At 72.4% G+C, this 18,663-nt stretch carries 16 protein-coding genes and 1 riboswitch; of the genes, 4 read left to right on the top strand and 12 right to left on the bottom strand.

The window, feature by feature from the left end; translation table 11 throughout:
• Positions 1-7 precede the first annotated feature (7 nt).
• From AC068B_RS36555 to AC068B_RS36540, 4 genes are all read right to left on the bottom strand, one after another.
• On the bottom strand, positions 8-412 hold the full coding sequence (locus AC068B_RS36555) for an ectoine synthase (protein WP_055698017.1): 405 nt from the start codon (positions 410-412) through the stop codon (positions 8-10).
• A gap of 52 nt (positions 413-464) precedes the next feature.
• The gene (gene ectB / locus AC068B_RS36550; protein ID WP_478675801.1) at positions 465-1,736 is read right to left on the bottom strand and encodes a diaminobutyrate--2-oxoglutarate transaminase; all 1,272 of its coding nucleotides are present in this window, start codon (positions 1,734-1,736) and stop codon (positions 465-467) included.
• Between the two features lie 94 nt (positions 1,737-1,830).
• On the bottom strand, positions 1,831-2,382 hold the full coding sequence (gene ectA / locus AC068B_RS36545) for a diaminobutyrate acetyltransferase (protein ID WP_356264402.1): 552 nt from the start codon (positions 2,380-2,382) through the stop codon (positions 1,831-1,833).
• A 350-nt stretch (positions 2,383-2,732) separates the two neighbouring features.
• On the bottom strand, positions 2,733-3,863 hold the full coding sequence (locus tag AC068B_RS36540) for a pyridoxal-phosphate-dependent aminotransferase family protein (protein ID WP_478675882.1): 1,131 nt from the start codon (positions 3,861-3,863) through the stop codon (positions 2,733-2,735).
• 112 nt (positions 3,864-3,975) lie between these two features.
• Here AC068B_RS36540 and AC068B_RS36535 point away from each other — a divergent pair, with 112 nt between their 5' ends.
• On the top strand, positions 3,976-5,073 hold the full coding sequence (locus AC068B_RS36535) for an amidohydrolase family protein (protein ID WP_478675800.1): 1,098 nt from the start codon (positions 3,976-3,978) through the stop codon (positions 5,071-5,073).
• Positions 5,074-5,391: 318 nt separating this feature from the next.
• Positions 5,392-6,315, top strand: coding sequence for an SCO1860 family LAETG-anchored protein (locus tag AC068B_RS36530; RefSeq protein WP_478675799.1), 924 nt, complete (start codon positions 5,392-5,394; stop codon positions 6,313-6,315).
• Positions 6,316-6,843: 528 nt separating this feature from the next.
• On the opposite strand, the gene cobC is transcribed toward AC068B_RS36530, so the two are convergent.
• Positions 6,844-8,334, bottom strand: coding sequence for an Rv2231c family pyridoxal phosphate-dependent protein CobC (gene cobC, locus AC068B_RS36525; protein ID WP_478675798.1), 1,491 nt, complete (start codon positions 8,332-8,334; stop codon positions 6,844-6,846).
• A gap of 72 nt (positions 8,335-8,406) precedes the next feature.
• Between cobC and AC068B_RS36520 the strand changes: the two genes are divergently transcribed.
• Positions 8,407-9,138: a ZIP family metal transporter gene (locus AC068B_RS36520; protein ID WP_478675797.1), complete on the top strand. Its 732-nt coding sequence runs from the start codon at positions 8,407-8,409 to the stop codon at positions 9,136-9,138.
• Between the two features lie 17 nt (positions 9,139-9,155).
• Here AC068B_RS36520 and AC068B_RS36515 read toward each other — a convergent pair whose 3' ends face one another.
• The 7 genes from AC068B_RS36515 to AC068B_RS36485 all read right to left on the bottom strand — a co-directional run bounded on the left by AC068B_RS36515 (position 9,156) and on the right by AC068B_RS36485 (position 17,618).
• On the bottom strand, positions 9,156-10,511 hold the full coding sequence (locus AC068B_RS36515) for a cobyrinate a,c-diamide synthase (protein WP_478675796.1): 1,356 nt from the start codon (positions 10,509-10,511) through the stop codon (positions 9,156-9,158).
• The gene (cobO, locus tag AC068B_RS36510) at positions 10,505-11,113 is read right to left on the bottom strand and encodes a cob(I)yrinic acid a,c-diamide adenosyltransferase (RefSeq protein ID WP_055569405.1); all 609 of its coding nucleotides are present in this window, start codon (positions 11,111-11,113) and stop codon (positions 10,505-10,507) included. Before cobO ends, AC068B_RS36515 begins: the two co-directional genes overlap by 7 nt.
• On the bottom strand, positions 11,113-13,206 hold the full coding sequence (locus AC068B_RS36505; protein WP_478675795.1) for a putative cobaltochelatase: 2,094 nt from the start codon (positions 13,204-13,206) through the stop codon (positions 11,113-11,115). The genes cobO and AC068B_RS36505 overlap by 1 nt, the downstream gene beginning before the upstream one ends.
• Before the next feature lie 34 nt (positions 13,207-13,240).
• The gene (locus AC068B_RS36500) at positions 13,241-14,749 is read right to left on the bottom strand and encodes a cobyric acid synthase (protein ID WP_478675794.1); all 1,509 of its coding nucleotides are present in this window, start codon (positions 14,747-14,749) and stop codon (positions 13,241-13,243) included.
• Positions 14,746-15,711, bottom strand: coding sequence for a cobalamin biosynthesis protein (locus AC068B_RS36495; RefSeq protein WP_478675793.1), 966 nt, complete (start codon positions 15,709-15,711; stop codon positions 14,746-14,748). The genes AC068B_RS36500 and AC068B_RS36495 overlap by 4 nt, the downstream gene beginning before the upstream one ends.
• 110 nt (positions 15,712-15,821) lie before the next feature.
• A riboswitch (cobalamin riboswitch) is annotated at positions 15,822-15,962 on the bottom strand.
• Between the two features lie 120 nt (positions 15,963-16,082).
• Entirely contained in the window at positions 16,083-16,307 is a 225-nt protein-coding gene (locus AC068B_RS36490; RefSeq protein WP_055567334.1) for a hypothetical protein, read from the bottom strand.
• A 12-nt stretch (positions 16,308-16,319) separates the two neighbouring features.
• The gene (locus tag AC068B_RS36485) at positions 16,320-17,618 is read right to left on the bottom strand and encodes an inorganic phosphate transporter (protein ID WP_478675792.1); all 1,299 of its coding nucleotides are present in this window, start codon (positions 17,616-17,618) and stop codon (positions 16,320-16,322) included.
• A 316-nt stretch (positions 17,619-17,934) separates the two neighbouring features.
• Here AC068B_RS36485 and AC068B_RS36480 point away from each other — a divergent pair, with 316 nt between their 5' ends.
• Positions 17,935-18,633 carry a class II aldolase/adducin family protein gene (locus AC068B_RS36480; protein WP_478675791.1) on the top strand — a complete coding sequence of 233 codons (699 nt, stop codon included), beginning with the start codon at positions 17,935-17,937 and terminating at the stop codon, positions 18,631-18,633.
• The last annotated feature ends 30 nt before the right edge of the window (positions 18,634-18,663 follow it).

Here is an 18,663-nt window from a genome sequence, read left to right as displayed (position 1 = left end):
GGTGGGGTCAGCCCGCTTCCGGCTCCGTGAGCAGCGGGTACACGCCGTTCTCGTCGTGGTCCTCACGACCCGTGACGGGCGGGTTGAAGACACAGATGCAGTGGAAGTCCTCCTTGATCCGCATCGTGTGCTTCTCGTGCCCGTCGAGCAGGTACATGGTGCCCGGCGTGATCGTGTACTTCTCGCCGGTCGTGTCGTCGGTCAGCTCCGCCTCACCCTTGGTGCAGACGACGGCCTCGATGTGGTTCGCGTACCACATCGAAGTCTCCGTGCCCGCGTACAGGATGGTCTCGTGGACGGAGAAGCCCACCCGCTCCTTGGCGAGGACGATGCGCTTGCTCTCCCAGGTGCCCGATGCGGCCTTCACATGCCGGTCGGTGCCTTCAATGTCCTTGAACGAACGGACGATCACGGTGAGTTGGTTCCTTTTCTCTTACGGTGCCGGGGCTCGGTAGAACGCTCGGTCAGGCGGACTCGCGTACCGCGCGGGCCAGCGTGCGCAGCCCCTCGTCCAGCTCGTCGGGGGTGATCGTCAGCGCCGGAAGGAGCTTGACGACCTCGCCCTCGGGGCCGGAGGTCTCGATCAGCAGGCCCAGTTCGAAGGCCCGCTTCGCCACGGCGCTCGCGCGGTCCTTGTCGTGGAACTCGACGCCCCAGACCATGCCGCGGCCGCGCCACTCCTTGATGGCCGGGCGGTTCTCCTCGACGATCGAGGTCAGCGCCTGCTCGATCTGCTCGCCGCGGGCGCGGGTCTGCTTCTCCATGGCCGGGCCGTCGGTCCAGTAGGTCTCCAGGGCGGCGGCGGCCGTCACGAACGCGGGGTTGTTGCCGCGGAACGTGCCGTTGTGCTCGCCCGGCTCCCAGACGTCGAGCTCCGGCTTGAACAGGCAGAGCGACATGGGCATGCCGTAGCCGCTGATGGACTTCGACACCGTCACGATGTCCGGCGTGATGCCCGCCTCCTCGAAGGAGAAGAAGGCGCCGGTGCGGCCGCAGCCCATCTGGATGTCATCGACGATGAGCAGCATGTCCCAACGCTGGCACACGTCGGCGAGCTTGCGAAGCCACTCGGCGCGGGCCACGTTGATGCCGCCCTCGCCCTGGACCGTCTCGACGATCACGGCGGCGGGGGTGTTCAGGCCCGAGCCGGAGTCCTCCAGGAGGCGCTCGAACCAGATGAAGTCGGGGGTCCGGCCGTCGAGGTAGTTGTCGAACGGCATCGGGGTGCCGTGGACGAGGGGGATGCCCGCGCCCGCCCGCTTGAACGCGTTGCCGGTCACGGCGAGCGAGCCGAGCGACATGCCGTGGAAGGCGTTCGTGAACGACACGATCGACTCGCGGCCCTTGACCTTGCGGGCCAGCTTCAGCGCCGACTCCACGGCGTTGGTGCCCGTCGGGCCCGGGAACATGACCTTGTACGGCAGGTCGCGCGGCCGCAGGATGACGTTCTGGAAGGTCTCAAGGAAGGCACGCTTCGCGGTCGTCGACATGTCGAGACCGTGCGTGACGCCGTCCCGCTCGATGTAGTCGATCAGGGCGCGTTTCAGGACCGGGTTGTTGTGGCCGTAGTTGAGCGAACCGGCTCCGGCGAAGAAGTCGAGGTACTCGTGGCCGTCCTCGTCGTACATGCGGCTGCCCTGCGCGCGGTCGAAGACCGTAGGCCAACCGCGGCAGTAGCTGCGCACCTCCGACTCCAGGGTCTCGAAGACGCTCAGGTCGGGCTGGGTGATGGTCACAGCAGATCTCCTGGGAGATGGAAAGGCGTGGGAGGTGGGGGGAGTTGCGAGTGGTTCTGGTGGTTCAGGCGGTTCTGGGGGGAGCGAAGGTGGATCAGAGGTCGAGTGGACCGATGCGGTACAGCACCTCGGGCTCGTGGCCGTCGTCGGGGAATATCCCGGCGTCGAACAGGACCTTCCGCTCCACCGACGCGCCGTGTCGACGCGCGTAGGAGAGGAAGAGCCGCTCGGACGCGGTGTTCGAGGGCGCGATCGTCGTCTCGATGCTGCTCAGCGTCCGGCCGGCGGCGACCTTCGAGGTCAGCCCGTCGAGCAGCGCGCCCGCCAGGCCCCGGCCGCGCTGGCCGTGGTCCACGGCCACCTGCCAGACCATCAGGACGTCGGGGTGCTCGGGCCGGATGTAGCCGGTGATGAACCCGACCGTCTCCCCGTCGGCGTCCCGGGCCACGACGGACGTGGCCGCGAAGTCACGGCACCACAGCAGGTAGCTGTAGGACGAGTTGAGGTCGAGGACCTTCGAGTCGCGGGCGATCCGCCAGATCGCGGCGCCGTCGGCGACATCGGGACTGTCGAGTTGCAGCCCTTCCGGCATTTTTTGGAATTTCGCTTGCAGGTCGGTCGGTAGATCGGCTTGTGCAGCGGTCATGCAGATTGAATTTACCGAGCTATTTCTTGGATTGCATCGGGGGGAGGGGTTACGCGAGGGCGTCTTTTGTGTTATCAGGCGTGGGCGCGCGCCCGCATGAGATCTCGTCTTTTTGGGATGGTTTGACCCGAATTAAACGCACAAAACGGACGCACTGTGGAGTGCGTCACATAGGCGTAGTCCATTTGGGGTGCGTCCGAATTGCGGCGTTTGATGCTGTCGAAATCTTAGCGTTTAGGTCCCGGGAAAGCGGGCAGAAGAATACGGGAAGCTGTGCTTCGCAGTTTATAAATAATTAGTGAGAACGTGCGCGGGAATTCAAACTCCCGCAAAGGAGCGGAGGCGTGGAATCAGGATCCGGTAGATCCGGTGGTGCCGCCGGAGGCGAAGACGTCCGTCACCGCGCGCCGGGCCCCCTCCAGGTCCACCGTGAGGCCCGCCTCGCCCATCGCGGCGCCCAGCGCGGCGAGGGAGGCGTGCACGACGCCCCTGGTCGCGTCGGGCCCGTAGTGGTTGACCCTGATCATCTCCTGGGCGAGCGCCCCGCCCCCGGCGACCAGCGGAAGCACCGGGTCGGCGGCGAGCGCCTTGGCGACCAGCGCGGAGGCGTCGACACCCTCGGGCGTCCGCAGGGTGGTGGCGACCGGCGCCGCGTCCACCGCCTCGTGCACGTACGGCGCCAGGCCGCCGCCCAGCGCGAGCGCGCCGGCGCGGGTGGCCGCGGCGGCGGTGGCGTGCCGCGCCATCAGGGCGTCCAGGCCCTCCGTGTCGATCCGCTCCACGCACGCTTCGAGCGCCAGCATCTCCAGCTGGGCGGGCGCGTGCAGCAGCGCCTTCCTGCCGCCGTCGATCCAGCGCTCCTTCCAGTCCAGGAGGGAGAGGTAGGAGCGGCGCGGCGCCTGCGGATTGGCGGCGATGCGCTGCCAGGCCCGCTCGCTCACCGACACCGCGGAGACGCCCGCGGGCCCGCCCATCGCCTTCTGCGCGCCGATCACGCACAGGTCCACGCCCCACGCGTCCGGCAGCAGCGGCTCGGCGGCCACCGAGGCGACCGCGTCCAGCATGAACAGCGCGCCGTGCTCGCGCACGACCGCACCGATCTCCGCGACGGGGTTGGTGTTGCCGGTCGCGGCCTCCGCGTGCACCAGCGAGACGAAGTCGATCTCCGGGTGCTCGGCGAACGCCTCGCGCACCTGGTCGGCCGTGACGGCGGTGTGGAACGGCACGGCGAGATCGATGACGGTCGCCCCGCAGTCGCGCAGCCAGTTGCCGAAGGTCTGGCCGTACGGACCGGTGATCACGTTCAGCGCGGTCGTGCCGGGCTGCGCCGCGCCCCGGATGCACCCTTCCAGGGGCAGCAGCGCCTCGCCCTGCATGATCACGACGTCCTGCTCGGTGTCGAGCAGCCCGGCCACCCGCGCCTCGATGGCGGCGAAGTGCTGGGCGCTCAGCGGCGCCAGGTCCAGAAAGGGGTGCGTCACAGTACTGCTCACGTCACTGCTCACTTCGCTCACGAGTTCGTTCGGGCTGCGGTACTGAGCGTACCGACCGGCCACGTACCGGGCGTTCCGAGTGCCTCCTAAGCTGCTGCCCATGAGCGATCACGCGGTGCTGCACGTGAAGGGGCGGGTGCTCGTCGGGCCCGAGGACGTACGCGACGAGCTGTGGGTGGTCGGGGGGAGAGTGACCTTCGAGCGGCCCGTCGGAACTGCGGCGGGCGACGTCCGCACGGTCGAGGGCTGGACGCTGCCCGGCCTGGTCGACGCGCACTGCCACGTCGGCCTCGACGCGCATGGTCCCGTCGACTCCGACACCGCGGAGAAGCAGGCGCTCACCGACCGCGAGATCGGCGCCCTCCTCCTGCGCGACGCGGGTTCCCCCTCGGACACCCGCTGGACCGACGACCGCGACGACCTCCCGAAGATCATCCGCGCGGGCCGCCACATCGCGCGCACGCGCCGCTACATCCGCAACTACGCCCACGAGATCGAGCCCGAGGAACTCGTGGCGTACGTCGCCCAGGAGGCGCAACGCGGCGACGGCTGGGTCAAGCTCGTCGGCGACTGGATCGACCGCGAGGTGGGCGACCTGACGGCGTGCTGGCCCAGCGACGCGGTGCGGGCGGCCATCGCGGAGGCGCACCGGCTGGGGGCCCGCGTCACTGCCCACTGCTTCGCCGAGGACTCGCTGCGCGATCTGGTCGAGGCGGGCATCGACTGCATCGAGCACGCGACGGGCCTCACGGAGGACACGATCCCGCTCTTCGCGGAGCGCGGCGTCGCCATCGTCCCGACCCTCGTCAACATCGCCACGTTCCCGGACCTGGCCGCGGGCGGCGAGAGCAAGTTCCCCCGCTGGTCGGACCACATGCGCAGGCTCCACGCGCGCCGCTACGACACGGTGCGGGCCGCGTACGACGCGGGCGTTCCCGTCTACGCGGGCACCGACGCGGGTGGCTCGCTGCCGCACGGTCTGGTCGCGGCGGAGATCGTCGAGCTCACCCGCGCGGGCATCCCCGCGGTGGACGCGCTCTCGGCGACCACGTGGGGCGCCCGGGAGTGGCTTGGCCGCCCCGGCCTCACGGAGGGCGCGCCCGCGGACCTCGTGGTGTACGAGGCGGATCCGAGGGACGACGTGCGGGTGTTGGGGGCGCCGCGGAGGGTGGTGCTGAACGGGCTTGTGGTGGGTTGACCTGGGCGTGACGTGGGGGTGGTGCGGCTCGTTGCTCTCGGCCGTGGTGTTGTGTGGCGCTGTGTTGGGGTGGTGCTGGGGTGGTGCTGAGGGGCCGTCTGGGAACGTCTGTGCCGTGGGATTCGAATGAAGTGACGGAAACGTCCCGTTGGAGTGAACTGACGCCAGGTTGCTGCCCGTTCACTCTGTGTGCGTAAAGATTCCCGCGTCGTCCCTCGTCGATGAGGGGCGACGCCGTCGGTGCGCACGTGATGTCCCCATGTCCCCATGTGGCGTGCGTGGCCGGTGGCCCATGTCTCCCGTGGGGGTTCCACCACCTTGAACAGCAATACATTCCGTGCGCCCGTCCGTCGCCTCTCCGTCGTCGCCGTCGCCACCGCCCTCGCCGCCGGGCCCGCGGCGCTCGCCGGTGCGGGGGCCGCGCAGGCCACGGGCGGCGACAGCCACCGGGGCGGGCGGGCCGACGCCGTCGTGCTGCGCACCGGGCTGAACGTTTCCCTGCTCAACAAGACCGTGAACGTCCCGCTCAAGGTCGCCCTGAACGAGGTGCAGGCTCCTGCCAGCGCCGAGAAGACCGCGTTGACCGCGCGGCTGGACGGGGTCGACGGCGGGCGGCCCTTCAGTGTGCTCCGCGCGGACGTCGCCACGGCGAAGGCCACGGTCCGGGGTGGTACGGCGGAGGGTTACAGCAACATCGCGCGCGCCAAGATGCATGTGCCGGGGCTGCCCTTGCTGTCCCTCGTCGAGGTCGAGCAGGTCACCTCCAAGGCGGTGTGCGCGGCGGGGAAGCGGCCGGTTGCCGAATCGAATCTCCTGGGCGCGGTGACCGTGCTCGGCAAGAAGGTCACGCTGACGGCCAAGGGGACGACGGAGGTGCAGGTGCCGGGGGTCGGCGAGGTGACCCTCGCCCTGTCGAAGACGCACACGACGTCGCGTACGGCGGCGGCGTCCGCGCTGGAGCTCACGGTGTCCGTGAACCCGCTGAAGCTGAACGTCGCGGAGGTCACGGGCACGGTGACGCTGGCCGGGGCGGGGTGCGAGACGCCGGTGGGGGCGACCCCGCCGAAGGACCCCGGCGAAAAGCCCCAGGGCAAGCCTGGGAAGCCCGTCCAACCGAAGACGGAGGCGAACCTCGCGGAGACGGGGGGCAGCGCGATGACGCCGTATGTGGCGGGCGGGGCGGTGGTGCTGCTGGTGGCCGGGGGAGGAGCGGTGGCGATGGCGCGGCGTAACCGGGGTTAGTGCGGGCGGGGCGCGGGTCGCTTGGGGTTCGTCGGTTGGGGGGCGGGGTCCTTGCGGCTGCGGGCCGGTGGGGCTCGGTGCGCCTGGGGTTCGTCGGTGGGTGCGGGGCCGTGGGGGTATGTACGTACTCGCTATCCCTACGCCCCGCCTGAAGACCACCTGACCGCCAGGGTGCGCTCGGTGCTCCGTGCGCACATACCCCCACGGCCCCTCCCGTCTCGCTGGCGCCTGCGGCCCGGTGGGGGTGGTTCCCCCGGGCTGCTGGTTTTGCTGACGGCCGAGGGGCCCCATCCACCCACCCGCGCCCCGTCCCGTTGGGGGAGCCCCCCCCCGGGCTGCTGGTTTTGCTGACGGCTATGGGGGTCTCCCGCCCACCCGCCCCCGCCCTGGCCACGGTGGGGTAGCCCCGGTCCCTACCCCGCTGGACGTTGCGGGGTAAACGGGTGGGTGGGTGGGAAGCATCCGCCGCGGAGCGGCGGGCTTGAGGCTCCTGCCTGCGCCGGACGGCGCCGGGCACCCGGCAAGTGCCTACGCCCGCAGCACCGACGCCAGCGCCGCGAGGAAGGCGGACGACGTGGCGCGGTCCCGGACGGCGAGGCGGATCCAGTCAGGCCCCAGGCCAGGAAACGTATCGCCGCGCCGCACAGCAAACCCCCGCCCCCGAAGCCGCTCGCGCACCGAGGCCGCCCCCGGGACCCGTACAAGAAGGAAGGGCCCCTCCGCGGGTTCCATCGCGCGGACCCCCGCGGGGGCCAACTCCGCGAGCCCGGCGAGGAGATGGGCGCGGTCCGCCGCGACCCGGTGCGCCGCATGGCCCGCCTCCGCCAGCGCCCGCGGCCCCACGCACGCCCGCGCGGCCACGAGCGCCGGTGTCGAAACCGGCCACAGCGGCTGCGCCTGGGTGAGGGCGGAGATCGTGTCGGGGGCGGCGAGGGCGTAGCCGATCCGCAGGCCCGCCAGGCCCCACGTCTTGGTGAGGCTGCGCAGGACCACCAGGCCGGGGACGTCCGTGCGGCCCGCCAAGGCCTCCCGCTCGCCCGGTACCGCGTCCATGAAGGCCTCGTCGACCACCAAAGTGCGGCCGGGGCGGGCAAGTTGGGCTATCGATTCGGCCGGGTGGAGGACCGACGTGGGGTTGGTGGGGTTGCCGACCACCACCAGGTCCGCCTCCTCCGGGACCGCGGACGGGGCGAGCCGGAAGCCGTCCTCCTCGCGTAGTAGGACCCGGCCCACCTCGTGCCCCGCATCCCGCAGCGCCGCCTCCGGTTCGGTGAACTGGGGATGGACGACGTAGGGGTGACGGACCTTCAGGGCGCGGGCGAGGAGGACGAATGCCTCCGCCGCGCCCGCCGTGAGCAGGACGCGGTCCGGCGTCAGGGCGTGACGTGCCGCCACCGCCTCGCGCGCCGCCCGGCCGTCCGGGTACGCCGCCAAGTCGTCCAGGGACGCGGCGATCAGCTCCTTGAGCCAGGCCGGGGGAGTGTCGGCACGTACGTTGACCGCCAGGTCGGTGAGGCCGGCGCCGTCGTCCCGTACCTCCGCGTCGCCGTGGTGACGTAGGTCGAAACGGGCCGCCGCGGCCCGAGGGCGGGCCGCTATCGCGCACGTCGCCATCGGCGGGCGGCCCACCGGTGTCGACTTCCGCTTGGGGGCGATGAGTTCACCGCCGCCTCGCAGCGCCGCCGCCTCCGCCACGGACGGCGTGCCCACCGCCGCACGGGACCGCGCGGACGGGTTCGGCACCCTCACATCCGCCAGCTCCCGCGCCGAGTACGTCACCAGCGGCACCCCGAGCCGCGCCGCCGCCCCGACGATCCCCGGCTCCGTCCCTTTCACGTCGACCGTCGCCAGCTCGGCGACCGCCCCCTCGGAGAGGCCCGCCTCCCGGACCGTGTCCCGGACGAGGCCGAGCACCTCCTCCACCGGGGCGTCCTCGCAGGCGCCGACGCCGACGACGAGTACGGCGTCCTCGGCGGACGGCACCTTTCCGGCGTAGGCACCGGCATCGGCCACGGCCATGGGAGAGGTCCTTTCGTGTGGGGTGGGGTGATGGATGTGCGGAGCAGGGGGTCAATCGGCTAGCAAGGGGCCATGGCGGTGTTCGTGGCGCTCGGCGCCTTCCTCATGACCCTGGTGGGCGGCTGGACGGCCCAGCGGGTCACCGACCGGCGCCACCTCGTCCTGGGGCTCGCGGGCGGGCTGATGCTCGGGGTCGTCGGCCTCGACCTGCTGCCGGAGGCGCTGGACGCCGCGGGCGAGCCCGTCTTCGGCGTACCGGCGGCCCTGCTCCTGTTCGTGGCGGGCTTCCTCGTCGCCCATCTGGTGGAACGCCTCCTCGCGGGCCGCCGGGCCGCGCACGGCGCCGATGAGCACGAGGGCGGCCGGGTGCCCGAGGTGGGGCTCACCGCCGCCGCCGCGATGGTCGGGCACAGCGTGATGGACGGCGTCGCGATCGGCGCCGCCTTCCAGGTGGGCGGCGGCATGGGCACGGCCGTGGCGCTGGCCGTCGTCGCCCACGACTTCGCGGACGGCTTCAACACGTACACGATCACCAGCCTGTACGGGAACGCCCGCCGCAAGGCGCTCGCGATGCTGTTCGCGGACGCGGCGGCCCCCGTGGTGGGCGCCGCTTCGACCCTGCTCTTCACCATTCCGGAGCAACTGCTCGGCAGCTATCTGGGCTTCTTCGGCGGCGCGCTGCTGTATCTCGCGGCGGCCGAGATCCTGCCCGAGGCCCACCACGACCATCCGGCCCGCTCGACCCTGCTGTGCACGGTGGCGGGCGCGGCCTTCATCTGGCTGGTGGTGGGCATCGCGGGCTGAGCGCGACGGCGGCCGGTTCACGGGGCGGCGCATCTCCCGACGAAACGGCGCGCGACGCCCGGCTCCGCCGCCCAGTGCGTGTGCAGATAGCTGGCGTGCACATTTCCCTGTACGAAGCCTTCGACGCGCCGCTCGGGCCGGTGCAGGCCCCAGGCGGGGACGGGGCCCGCGCCCGGCTCGACGACCGTGCGGTGGAACTCGTGGCCCCGCATCCGCGTGCCGTTCGCCGCGAGCACGCTGTCCGAGACGGCCACGGCCTCCCGGTAGCCGAGCGTCAGCCGCTCCGCCATCCGGGCCTTCGCGTCGAGCACCCCGCACATCGGCTTCCCGTCCAGCTCGCGGGAGAGGTAGAGCAGGCCCGCGCACTCCGCGGCCACGGGCGCACCGGAGAGCGCCAGCTCCGCCACGGCCTTGCGCAGCTGCTCGTTGGCGGACAGCTCGGGCGCGTACACCTCGGGGAACCCGCCGCCGATGACCAACCCGGCCGTACCGTCGGGCAGTTGCTCGTCGTGCAGGGGGTCGAAGGTGACCACGTCGGCCCCGGCGGCGGTGAGCAGCTCGGCATGCTCGGCGTAGGAGAAGGTGAACGCGGCGCCGCCTGCCACCGCGACGACGGGCCTCGTCGGTTCTTTTGGTGCCGCGCCGAGCCCCGTGCGCGGGTCCCACGCCCCGTGCTGCAGGGGCGGCGCGCTGCGGGCGAGGGCCAGCAGCCCCTCCAGGTCGCAGCCCTCCCGCACCCGCTCGGTCAGCGACGCCACCGACCCGACCGCATCGGCCTGCCGCTCGGCGACCGGGACGAGGCCCAAGTGCCGTGAGGGCGCCTGTACTTGAGGAGCGCGGCGCAGCGCCCCGAGCACCGGTACCCCGGACTCGTCGAGCGCCTCGCGCAGCAGCGCCTCGTGCCGGTCGGAGCCGACCTTGTTGAGGATGACGCCCGCGACCCGCACCTCCGGGTCCCAGGACGCGAAGCCGTGCACCAGCGCCGCCACCGACCGCGACTGCGACGACGCGTCGACGACCAGCACGACCGGCGCCCGCAGCAGCTTCGCGACATGGGCCGTGGAGGCCAGCTCACCCTGCCCCGCCGCCCCGTCGTACATCCCCATCACGCCCTCGACCACGGCGAGGTCGCAGCCCGCCGCGCCGTGCGCGAACAGCGGCGCCACCAGATCGGGGCCGCACAGGTACGCGTCGAGGTTGCGGCCGGGGCGGCCGGTCGCGAGCGCGTGGTAGCCCGGGTCGATGTAGTCCGGCCCGACCTTGTGCGGGGAGACGGCGAGCCCGGCCGCCGCGAAGGCGGCCATCAGGCCCGTCGCGACGGTCGTCTTGCCACTGCCCGACGACGGCGCCGCGATGACGAGACGAGCTACCACTCGATGCCCCTCTGGCCCTTCTGGCCCGCGTCCATCGGGTGCTTGATCTTCGACATGTCGGTCACCAGGTCCGCGTAGTCGATCAGCTTCTGGGGCGCGTTGCGGCCGGTGATGACGACGTGCTGGGTGCCGGGGCGGTTGCGCAGCACCTCGACGACCTCGTCGGTGTCGATCCAGCCCCAGTGCATCGGGTAGGCGAACTCGTCGAGGACGTAGAGCTTGTACGTCTCCTCCGCGAGGTCCCGCTTGACCTGCTCCCAGCCCTCACGGGCCTTGTCCTCGTTGGTCAACTCGCCCTCGGCGGGGGCGCGCTGGATCCACGACCAGCCCTCGCCCATCTTGTGCCAGGCGACCGTGCCGCCCTCACCGGTGGCGCCGAGGACCTTCAGCGCGTTCTCCTCGCCGACCTTCCACTTCGCCGACTTCACGAACTGGAAGACGCCGATCGGCCACCCCTGATTCCAGGCCCGCAGCGCGAGCCCGAACGCGGCGGTCGACTTGCCCTTGCCGACGCCCGTGTGGACGAAGACGAGCGGACGGTTGCGGCGCTGGCGCGTCGTGAGCCCGTCGTCCGGTACGACGCTCGGCTGTCCCTGCGGCATTAAGCGGCCCTCCTCGAAGGCGAGTTCATTCCCTGTACGTCCTTCACGAGGCCGGCGATCGAGTCCGCCCGCAGCTCGTCGAGGGTCACGACCGTCCCGCCGAGCTCGCCCGCCAGCTGTCCGGCCAGGCCGAGCCGTACGTAACCCGACTCGCAGTCCACGACGACCGAGGCGACGCCTTCGGCCGCGAACAGCCGGGCCGCCCGGCCCGCGCGGGCCACCGGCTCCACGCCCCCGGTCGCCCGCCCGTCCGTCACCACGACCACCAGCGGACGCCGCGCGGCGTCCCGCAGCCGCTCCACGCGCAGCACGTCGTGCGCCTTCAGCAGGCCCGCGGCCAGCGGCGTGCGGCCGCCGGTCGGCAGCGATTCGAGGCGGGCCGCGGCCGCGTCCACCGACGACGTCGGCGGCAGTGCCACCTGCGCCTCCGTGCCGCGGAACGTCACGAGCCCCACCTTGTCGCGCCGCTGGTAGGCGTCGAGGAGGAGGGAGAGCACCGCGCCCTTGACGGCGCTCATCCGCTGCCGCGCCGCCATCGACCCGGAGGCGTCCACGACGAACAGCACGAGGTTGCCCTCGCGGCCCTCCCGCGTCGCCTGCCGCAGATCGTCACGGCGTACGACGAGACCGGCGCCGGAACGCCCGCGCGCCTTCTGGTGCGGGGCGGCTGCCTGCACCGTCGCCGCCAGGTGCAGCTTGGTCAGGGCGCCCCGGGGGCGGCGCGAACCCGTCGTGCGGCCGTGCTCGGTGCGGGCCCGCGAGCGCCGCCCCGCCGCGCCCTCGCCGATGCCGGGCACGCTCAGCATCTTCGTGCGGAACGGCTCCGTGGCGCGTACGGCCTGCTGCTCGCCGGAGCCGGAGGGGGCGCCGGACGTCGGGGCGGGCTCCTCGGGGGCCGGTGCCTGGTCGGTGTCCGGGGTGGCCGGGGTGTCCGTGGTGTCCGTGGTGTCCTGGCCCTGGTTCTGGGACGGCAGTTCGGGGGAGTCGGGGCCGTCGGCCGGGGGCTGCCCGCCGCCGGGGCCGCCGTCAGGACCGCCGCCGTCGGGGTCGTCGTCCCCCTCGGGCGGCTCGGGCTCCTCGTCCTCGCGCGCGTCCTCCAGCGCCTCGTCCAGCTTGTCCTCGTCGAGGCCGGGCGCGTCGAAGGGGTTGCGGCGCCTGCGGTGCGGCAGCGCGAGCAGCGCGGCCTGGCGCACGTCCTCGCTCTGTACGTCGGTGCGGCCCGCCCACGCGGCAAGCGCCGTCGCCGTGCGTGCCATCACGATGTCCGCGCGCATCCCGTCGACCTCGAAGGCCGCACAGGTCGCCGCGATCTGCCGCAACGCCGCGTCGCCGAGGACGACTTGGGGGAGCAGCGCGCGGGCCGCCGCGACCTGTGCGCGCAGCGCCGACTCGTCCTCGTCCCAGCGCCCCGCGAAGCCCTCGGGGTCGTCGTCGTACGCGAGCCGTCGCCGTACGACCTCGACGCGCTGGTCGGTCTCCCGGGACGCGGCCACCTCGACGGTGAGACCGAACCGGTCGAGCAACTGCGGCCGCAGCTCGCCCTCTTCGGGGTTCATGGTGCCGACGAGCAGGAAGCGCGCCGCATGCCGGACGGACACGCCTTCGCGCTCCACGTACGAGGCGCCCATCGCGGCGGCGTCAAGGAGCAGGTCGACCAGGTGGTCGTGGAGCAGGTTGACCTCGTCCACGTACAGGATGCCGCGGTGCGCGTCGGCGAGCAGTCCGGGCTCGAAGGCCTTCACGCCCTCCGCGAGGGCCCGCTCGATGTCGAGGGCTCCGACGAGCCGGTCCTCGGAGGCGCCGACCGGCAGCTCGACCATGCGCGCCGGGCGCGCGGTGGCGCCGCCCGACTCGTGCGGGCCGTCGGGGCAGTTCGGGTCGGCGGCCGCCGGGTCGCACGAGAAGCGGCACCCGGCGACGACCGGCACCTCGGGGAGCAGCGCGGAGAGCGCGCGCACGGCGGTGGACTTGGCGGTGCCCTTCTCCCCCCGTACGAGCACGCCGCCCACGGCGGGCGATACGGCGTTCAGCAAGAGCGCGAGCCGCAGGTCGTCCTGCCCGACGAGGGCGGTGAACGGATACGGGGTACTCACAGAGCCTCCTTGGTGCGGTGGTGCATGGCGGCGCTCACGAGGGCGCTCCGGGGGCGATGAACGGCAGGCCGGTCGGGGGGCCCTTTTCGATCAGGTCCAGCAGCGCGTCCGTGTCCGCGTGTTCTTCGATCAGGTCACCGAGCAGGTCGAGCTGCTCCTCGCGGAGCGTGCCGAAGCTGGTGTCGGGGGCGGGCACGAAGCGGCGTCCGGCCGCGCGGGCGACCTCGGTGAGGAACCGGCGCCGGAACGCGTCGCTCTCCAGCGACCCGTGCCAGTGCGTGCCCCACACCTCGCCGACCCGGCAGCCGTCGAGGAAGGGCTCGCCGCCCGTCACTTCGGCCACGCCGTGGTGGATCTCGTACCCCTCGACGGGCTCGCCGAGGGCCTCGCCCACCGGCCGGGCGAGGGTCTTCTCGCGGGCGAACCGCACCCGCACCGGCAGCAGCCCGAGCCCGTCGACGGACCCGGCCCGCGACTCGACGTCGTCCTCGATGTGCTCGCCGAGGACCTGGAAGCCGCCGCAGATGCCGAGCACGGGCCGTCCCTCGGCGGCGCGACGCGCGAGGGCGTCCGCGAGGCCGCGCTCGCGCAGCCACCGCAGGGCGCGCACGGTGCCGCGGGTGCCCGGCACCACGACCAGGTCGGCGTCGACGAGCTCCTCGGCGCGGTCCACGAACCGCACGACGACGCCGGGCTCCGCGGCCAGCGCGTCCACGTCCGTGAAGTTGGACATCAGCGGCACGGCGCAGACGGCGACCCGCAGCACGTCCTCACCGACCGGCGGGGCCACCACGGACTCCCGGACGGCGCCCCGCAGGGAAACCCGCAGGCCGTCCTCCTCGTCGATGCCGAGCCCGTGCTGGAACGGCAGTACGCCGTACGTGCGCCGCCCGGTGAGACCGAGCAGCATGTCGAGGCCGGGTTCGAGCAGCGAGACGTCGCCCCGGAACTTGTTCACCAGGTACCCGGCGACCAGCTCCTGGTCCTCGGCACCGAGCAGCGCCGTCGTCCCGAAGAACGACGCGAACACACCGCCCCGGTCGATGTCCCCGACCACCAGGACGGGGAAGCGGGCGGCGCGCGCTATGCCCATGTTCACGATGTCGGTGCGCCGCAGGTTGATCTCGGCGGGGCTGCCCGCGCCCTCGCAGATCACGGCGTCGTAGGTGGACCGGAGCTCCTCCAGGCAGCCCACGACGGTGTCGAGCAGCGCCGCCTGGCGCCCTCCGTGGTAGCCGCGCGCGCTCATCTCGCCGACCGGCTTGCCCATCAGGACGACCTGACTGGAGCGGTCGCCGCCCGGCTTGAGCAGTACGGGGTTCATCAGCGCGGTCGGCTCGACGCGGGCGGCCTGTGCCTGCATGGCCTGCGCCCGCCCGATCTCGGCGCCTTCGCGGGTGACGAAGGAGTTGAGGGACATGTTCTGCGCCTTGAAGGGCGCGACGGAGACGCCCTTGCGGGTCAGCCACCGGCAGATGCCCGCGGTGACGACGCTCTTCCCGGCGTCGGAGGTGGTTCCGGCGACGAGCAGTCCACCGCTCACGAGGCTCTCCCTGACTTACTGGATCTGCTGGACCTGCCGGACGTCAGCCGGGCGGCGGCCGCGACGCCGAGGGCCAGCAGGCCCACGCGCCGGGAGAGCTTCACCGCCCGCTCGATGTCCGCCACGCGCACGTCGTGCCCGTCCGCGTTGAGCACGGGCCGGTGCTCGACCCGTCCCGCGTACGAGAGGGTCCCCCCGAGGCGTACGCCCAAAGCCCCCGCGAAGGCGGCTTCGACGGGCCCCGCGTTGGGGCTCGGGTGTTTCGCGGCATCGGAACGCCATGCCCGCACCGCCCCCGAGGGCGAGTCCCCCGCGAGCACGGCCAGCGCGGCGGTGAGCCGCGCCCCGGGCCAGCCGAAGACGTCGTCGAGCCGCGCCGAGGCCCATCCGTAGCGCCGGTAGCGCGCGGACTTGTGCCCGACCATCGCGTCGAGGGTGTTCACGGCACGGAAGGCGACGAGTCCCGGCACCCCGCCGACGGCGCCCCACACGAGCGCTCCCACCACGGCGTCGGAGGTGTTCTCCGCGACGGACTCCACGACGGCCCGCGCGATTCCGTCGGCGTCCAGCGCCTGCGGGTCCCGCCCGCACAGATGGGGCAGCCGCTCCCTGGCGACCTCGATGTCACCGGCCTCCAGCGCCCCGCCGACGGCCCGCGCCTCGCGCCCGAGCGAGGTCCCGCCGAGCACGGCCCAGGTCGCGGCGGCGGTCAGCGCGACGGATGTGGCGGGGGAGCGGCGTACGAGAGAAGCGGCGAGCGCGGCGGCACCCGCCGCGCCCCCGGCGCAGACCAGGATGTGCAGCGCGCCCCACCCGCGGTGGTCCCGCCACAGCACCCGCTCGACGGCGCCCGCCGCCCGCCCGAACGCGGCGACCGGGTGGCCCCGGCGGGGATCGCCGAGCAGCAGGTCACCGAGGAATCCGGTGGCGGCGCCGTACGCGAAGTCGCGATCGGCACTCATGGGCTCAGCCCGCCGTCGTGCTGAGGAGAGGACTCGTACTCAGGGAGGGAACCGGCACCGGGCGGCCGCGCATGGCGATATGTCCTCACTCAGGGTGTCCGCGCCCTGGTTCGACGTGATCGGTGGCGAGAGTTCCTGGCTCACGGGGAGGGTTCTCCCCGGTGACAGTGGCGGGACCGCGCCGGATTCGCACCGGCTTCCTCTTCTGCCGCCGTAGTTGGCCCCGGCAGTCCACCACGGTCCCCGAACGCCCGTCAACTCGCCGTTGACCTGCGGCGGGAGAGTGTGTTGGGGCCCACACGGGGGTCCTCACACACGGGTGGGGCGCGGAGCGTTCCATACGCTCCGCGCCCCACCCGGGAACGCTGCCGTCAGGCGACGATCAGATAGATCCCGTACGCCACGGCCGCCGCGCACAGCGCGAAGCAGGCGTACGCGCCGGTGCGCGCCATGGTCGCCTGGCCGCCCGTGGAGGCGGCCGCCTTGTCCTGCTGGGAGAGGCCGACGATGCCGAGCGTGAACAGGCCCACCAGGGCCACCGTCACCGCGAGGCTGACTCCGAAGACGGAGCCGAGAGCTGCCCAGTCGATGCTCATGCTGATCTGTCCTTACACCGTCGCGGGCCGGGCGGGGTCCGCCATGGCGCCGGTCGTGGTCGTGGTCGGGGCCGTGACTCCGGCCTTGACGGACTCGTCCGCGACGGTCGAGGCGGCCAGGGTGCCCGTGGGGGGCGGCGTGACGGCGGCGATCGCGGTGGTCACGACGCCCGCGGGCTCGGCGCCCGTGGTGTCGTCGGCCGCGCGGATCTCGTCGTCGGTGACGTTGGTGTGGTCGACGGCGTTGCGCCGCGAGAGCACCCAGATCACGGCCGAGCCGCCGACGAGCAGCGCGGCGGTGACCGCGATGCCCCAGGGGCCCTGCTTGGTGAGGAACTCGGCGCCCGCGCCGACCAGACCGGCGGCCGGCAGGGTCAGGCCCCACGCGACGAACATCCGGGTCGCGGTCGACCAGCGGACGACGCCGCCCTTGCGGCCGAGGCCCGCGCCCATCACGGCGCCGGAGCAGACCTGGGTGGTGGAGAGCGAGAAGCCGATGTGCGAGGAGGCGAGGATCGCCGTCGCGGCGCTGGTCTGGGCGGCGAAGCCCTGCTGCGGCGCGAGGTCGGTCAGGCCCTTGCCCATCGTGCGGATGATGCGCCAGCCGCCGAGGTAGGTGCCGAGCGCGATGGCGATACCGGCCGACACGATGACCCACATCGGGGGGTTGGCACCGGGGTTCAGGACGCCGCCCGTGATGAGGGCGAGCGTGATGATGCCCATGGTCTTCTGCGCGTCGTTCGTGCCGTGGGCCAGCGAGACGAGACCGGCGGAGGCGATCTGACCCGCGCGGTAGCCCTTGGCGGTGGACTTCTGGTCCGTGTTGCGGCCGATGCGGTACGTCAGGCGCGTGGCCAGCGTCGCGGCGATGCCCGCCACGAGCGGGGCCGCGACGGCCGGGATCAGGATCTTGGTGACGACGGTGCCGCCGTTGATCGACGACCAGCCCATCGACATGACCGCGGCGCCGATGAGGCCGCCGAAGAGTGCGTGGGAGGAGCTGGAGGGCAGGCCCACCAGCCAGGTCAGGAGATTCCAGAGAATCGCGCCGACGAGCGCGGCGAAGATGACCTCTGTCTTGAGGCCGTCCTCATTGACGATGCCGCCGGAGATCGTCTTGGCGACTTCCACCGAGAGGAAGGCACCGACGAGGTTCAGCACGGCGGACATGGCCACCGCCGTCTTGGGCTTCAGAGCGCCGGTCGAGATGGTCGTCGCCATCGCGTTGGCAGTGTCGTGGAAACCGTTCGTGAAATCGAACACGAGAGCGGTGACGATCACGATCCCGAGGAGAAGCGTGATGTGTTCCATTTACCCAGGCTTCTGTTGGACGTCAGTGGCATGTTGAACGTAGGCAATCCGGGTGAACGGAAAGTGAACTTGGCCGGGCGGTGCGGTGACCCGAAGTGGAGGGTCGTCACCTCGTATGTTCCCGGTGCTCGACAGCGATCGTAAGGAGCGACGGCGGGGGGCCCGCAAACTGGGCGGAGTGTCGGGCTCCGCCATCCGGCGGCCACCCCGCGCCCGCGCCTTTTCGAACAGCCCGCGGACCCTGTTGAAGAGATACTGATCACCCTGCGTTCCGCACCCCCTCCGCCGTCCGGTGCCCGGCTGGCAGGATCACCGCATGACTGAGCAGCGGCAGCGGCAGCACGGGGACCGAGAAGACGCGGACGCCATCGCGAAGGCCTGGGAGGAGCTCGTCGACACGGCCCGCAGGACGGTCACCGACGGCCTGGTCGTCGGCACTTCGGGCAACGTCTCGGTGCGGGTCGGCGGCACCGTCCTGGTCACCCCGAGCGGAGTGCCGTACGACCGCCTGCGTCCCGAGGACCCCGAAGCCGCGGTCGGCGTCGATCTCGAAGGACGACAGCTCTTCGGCGGCCTCTCGCCCACCAGTGAACTGCCCATGCACCTCGCGATCTACCGCAATACCCATGCGGGCGCGGTGGTCCACACCCACGCGGTGCACGCCACGGCCGTCTCGATGCTGGTCTCCGAGCTCCCCGCGGTCCACTACATGGCAGGCATCCTCGGCGGCCCGCCCCGCGTCGCGCCCTACGCGCTCTACGGCACCGAGGAGCTCGCCGACCACATGCTCCACGCCCTGCGCGACCGCACGGGATGCCTCCTCCAGAACCACGGAACGGTCACCTACGGAGACCACCTCTCCCAGGCGTACGACCGCACGGCCCAACTGGAATGGATGTCCCGCCTCTGGCTCACGGCCGCCGCAGTCCCGGGCCACGCCCCGACCCTCCTGTCCCCCTCCCAGCTGCGCGAAGCGGAGGAGCGGCTGAAGGGGTACGGCCAGCCCGCCGACTGACGCGGGGCGGTGCGCCCGGGCCGCCCCGGT

The organism is Streptomyces sp. NPDC042371 (assembly GCF_056437465.1).
This window is presented reverse-complemented; position numbering and strand designations above follow the sequence as displayed.

Bases quoted from the DNA above. Each gene is read 5' to 3' on its own strand.
- ectA (WP_356264402.1), bottom strand. From the start codon at position 2,382: ATGACCGCTGCACAAGCCGATCTACCGACCGACCTGCAAGCGAAATTC.
- AC068B_RS36535 (WP_478675800.1), top strand. From the start codon at position 3,976: ATGAGCGATCACGCGGTGCTGCACGTGAAGGGGCGGGTGCTCGTCGGG.
- cobC (WP_478675798.1), bottom strand. From the start codon at position 8,334: ATGGCCGTGGCCGATGCCGGTGCCTACGCCGGAAAGGTGCCGTCCGCC.
- AC068B_RS36520 (WP_478675797.1), top strand. From the start codon at position 8,407: ATGGCGGTGTTCGTGGCGCTCGGCGCCTTCCTCATGACCCTGGTGGGC.
- cobO (WP_055569405.1), bottom strand. From the start codon at position 11,113: ATGCCGCAGGGACAGCCGAGCGTCGTACCGGACGACGGGCTCACGACG.
- AC068B_RS36495 (WP_478675793.1), bottom strand. From the start codon at position 15,711: ATGAGTGCCGATCGCGACTTCGCGTACGGCGCCGCCACCGGATTCCTC.
- AC068B_RS36490 (WP_055567334.1), bottom strand. From the start codon at position 16,307: ATGAGCATCGACTGGGCAGCTCTCGGCTCCGTCTTCGGAGTCAGCCTC.
- AC068B_RS36485 (WP_478675792.1), bottom strand. From the start codon at position 17,618: ATGGAACACATCACGCTTCTCCTCGGGATCGTGATCGTCACCGCTCTC.
- AC068B_RS36480 (WP_478675791.1), top strand. From the start codon at position 17,935: ATGACTGAGCAGCGGCAGCGGCAGCACGGGGACCGAGAAGACGCGGAC.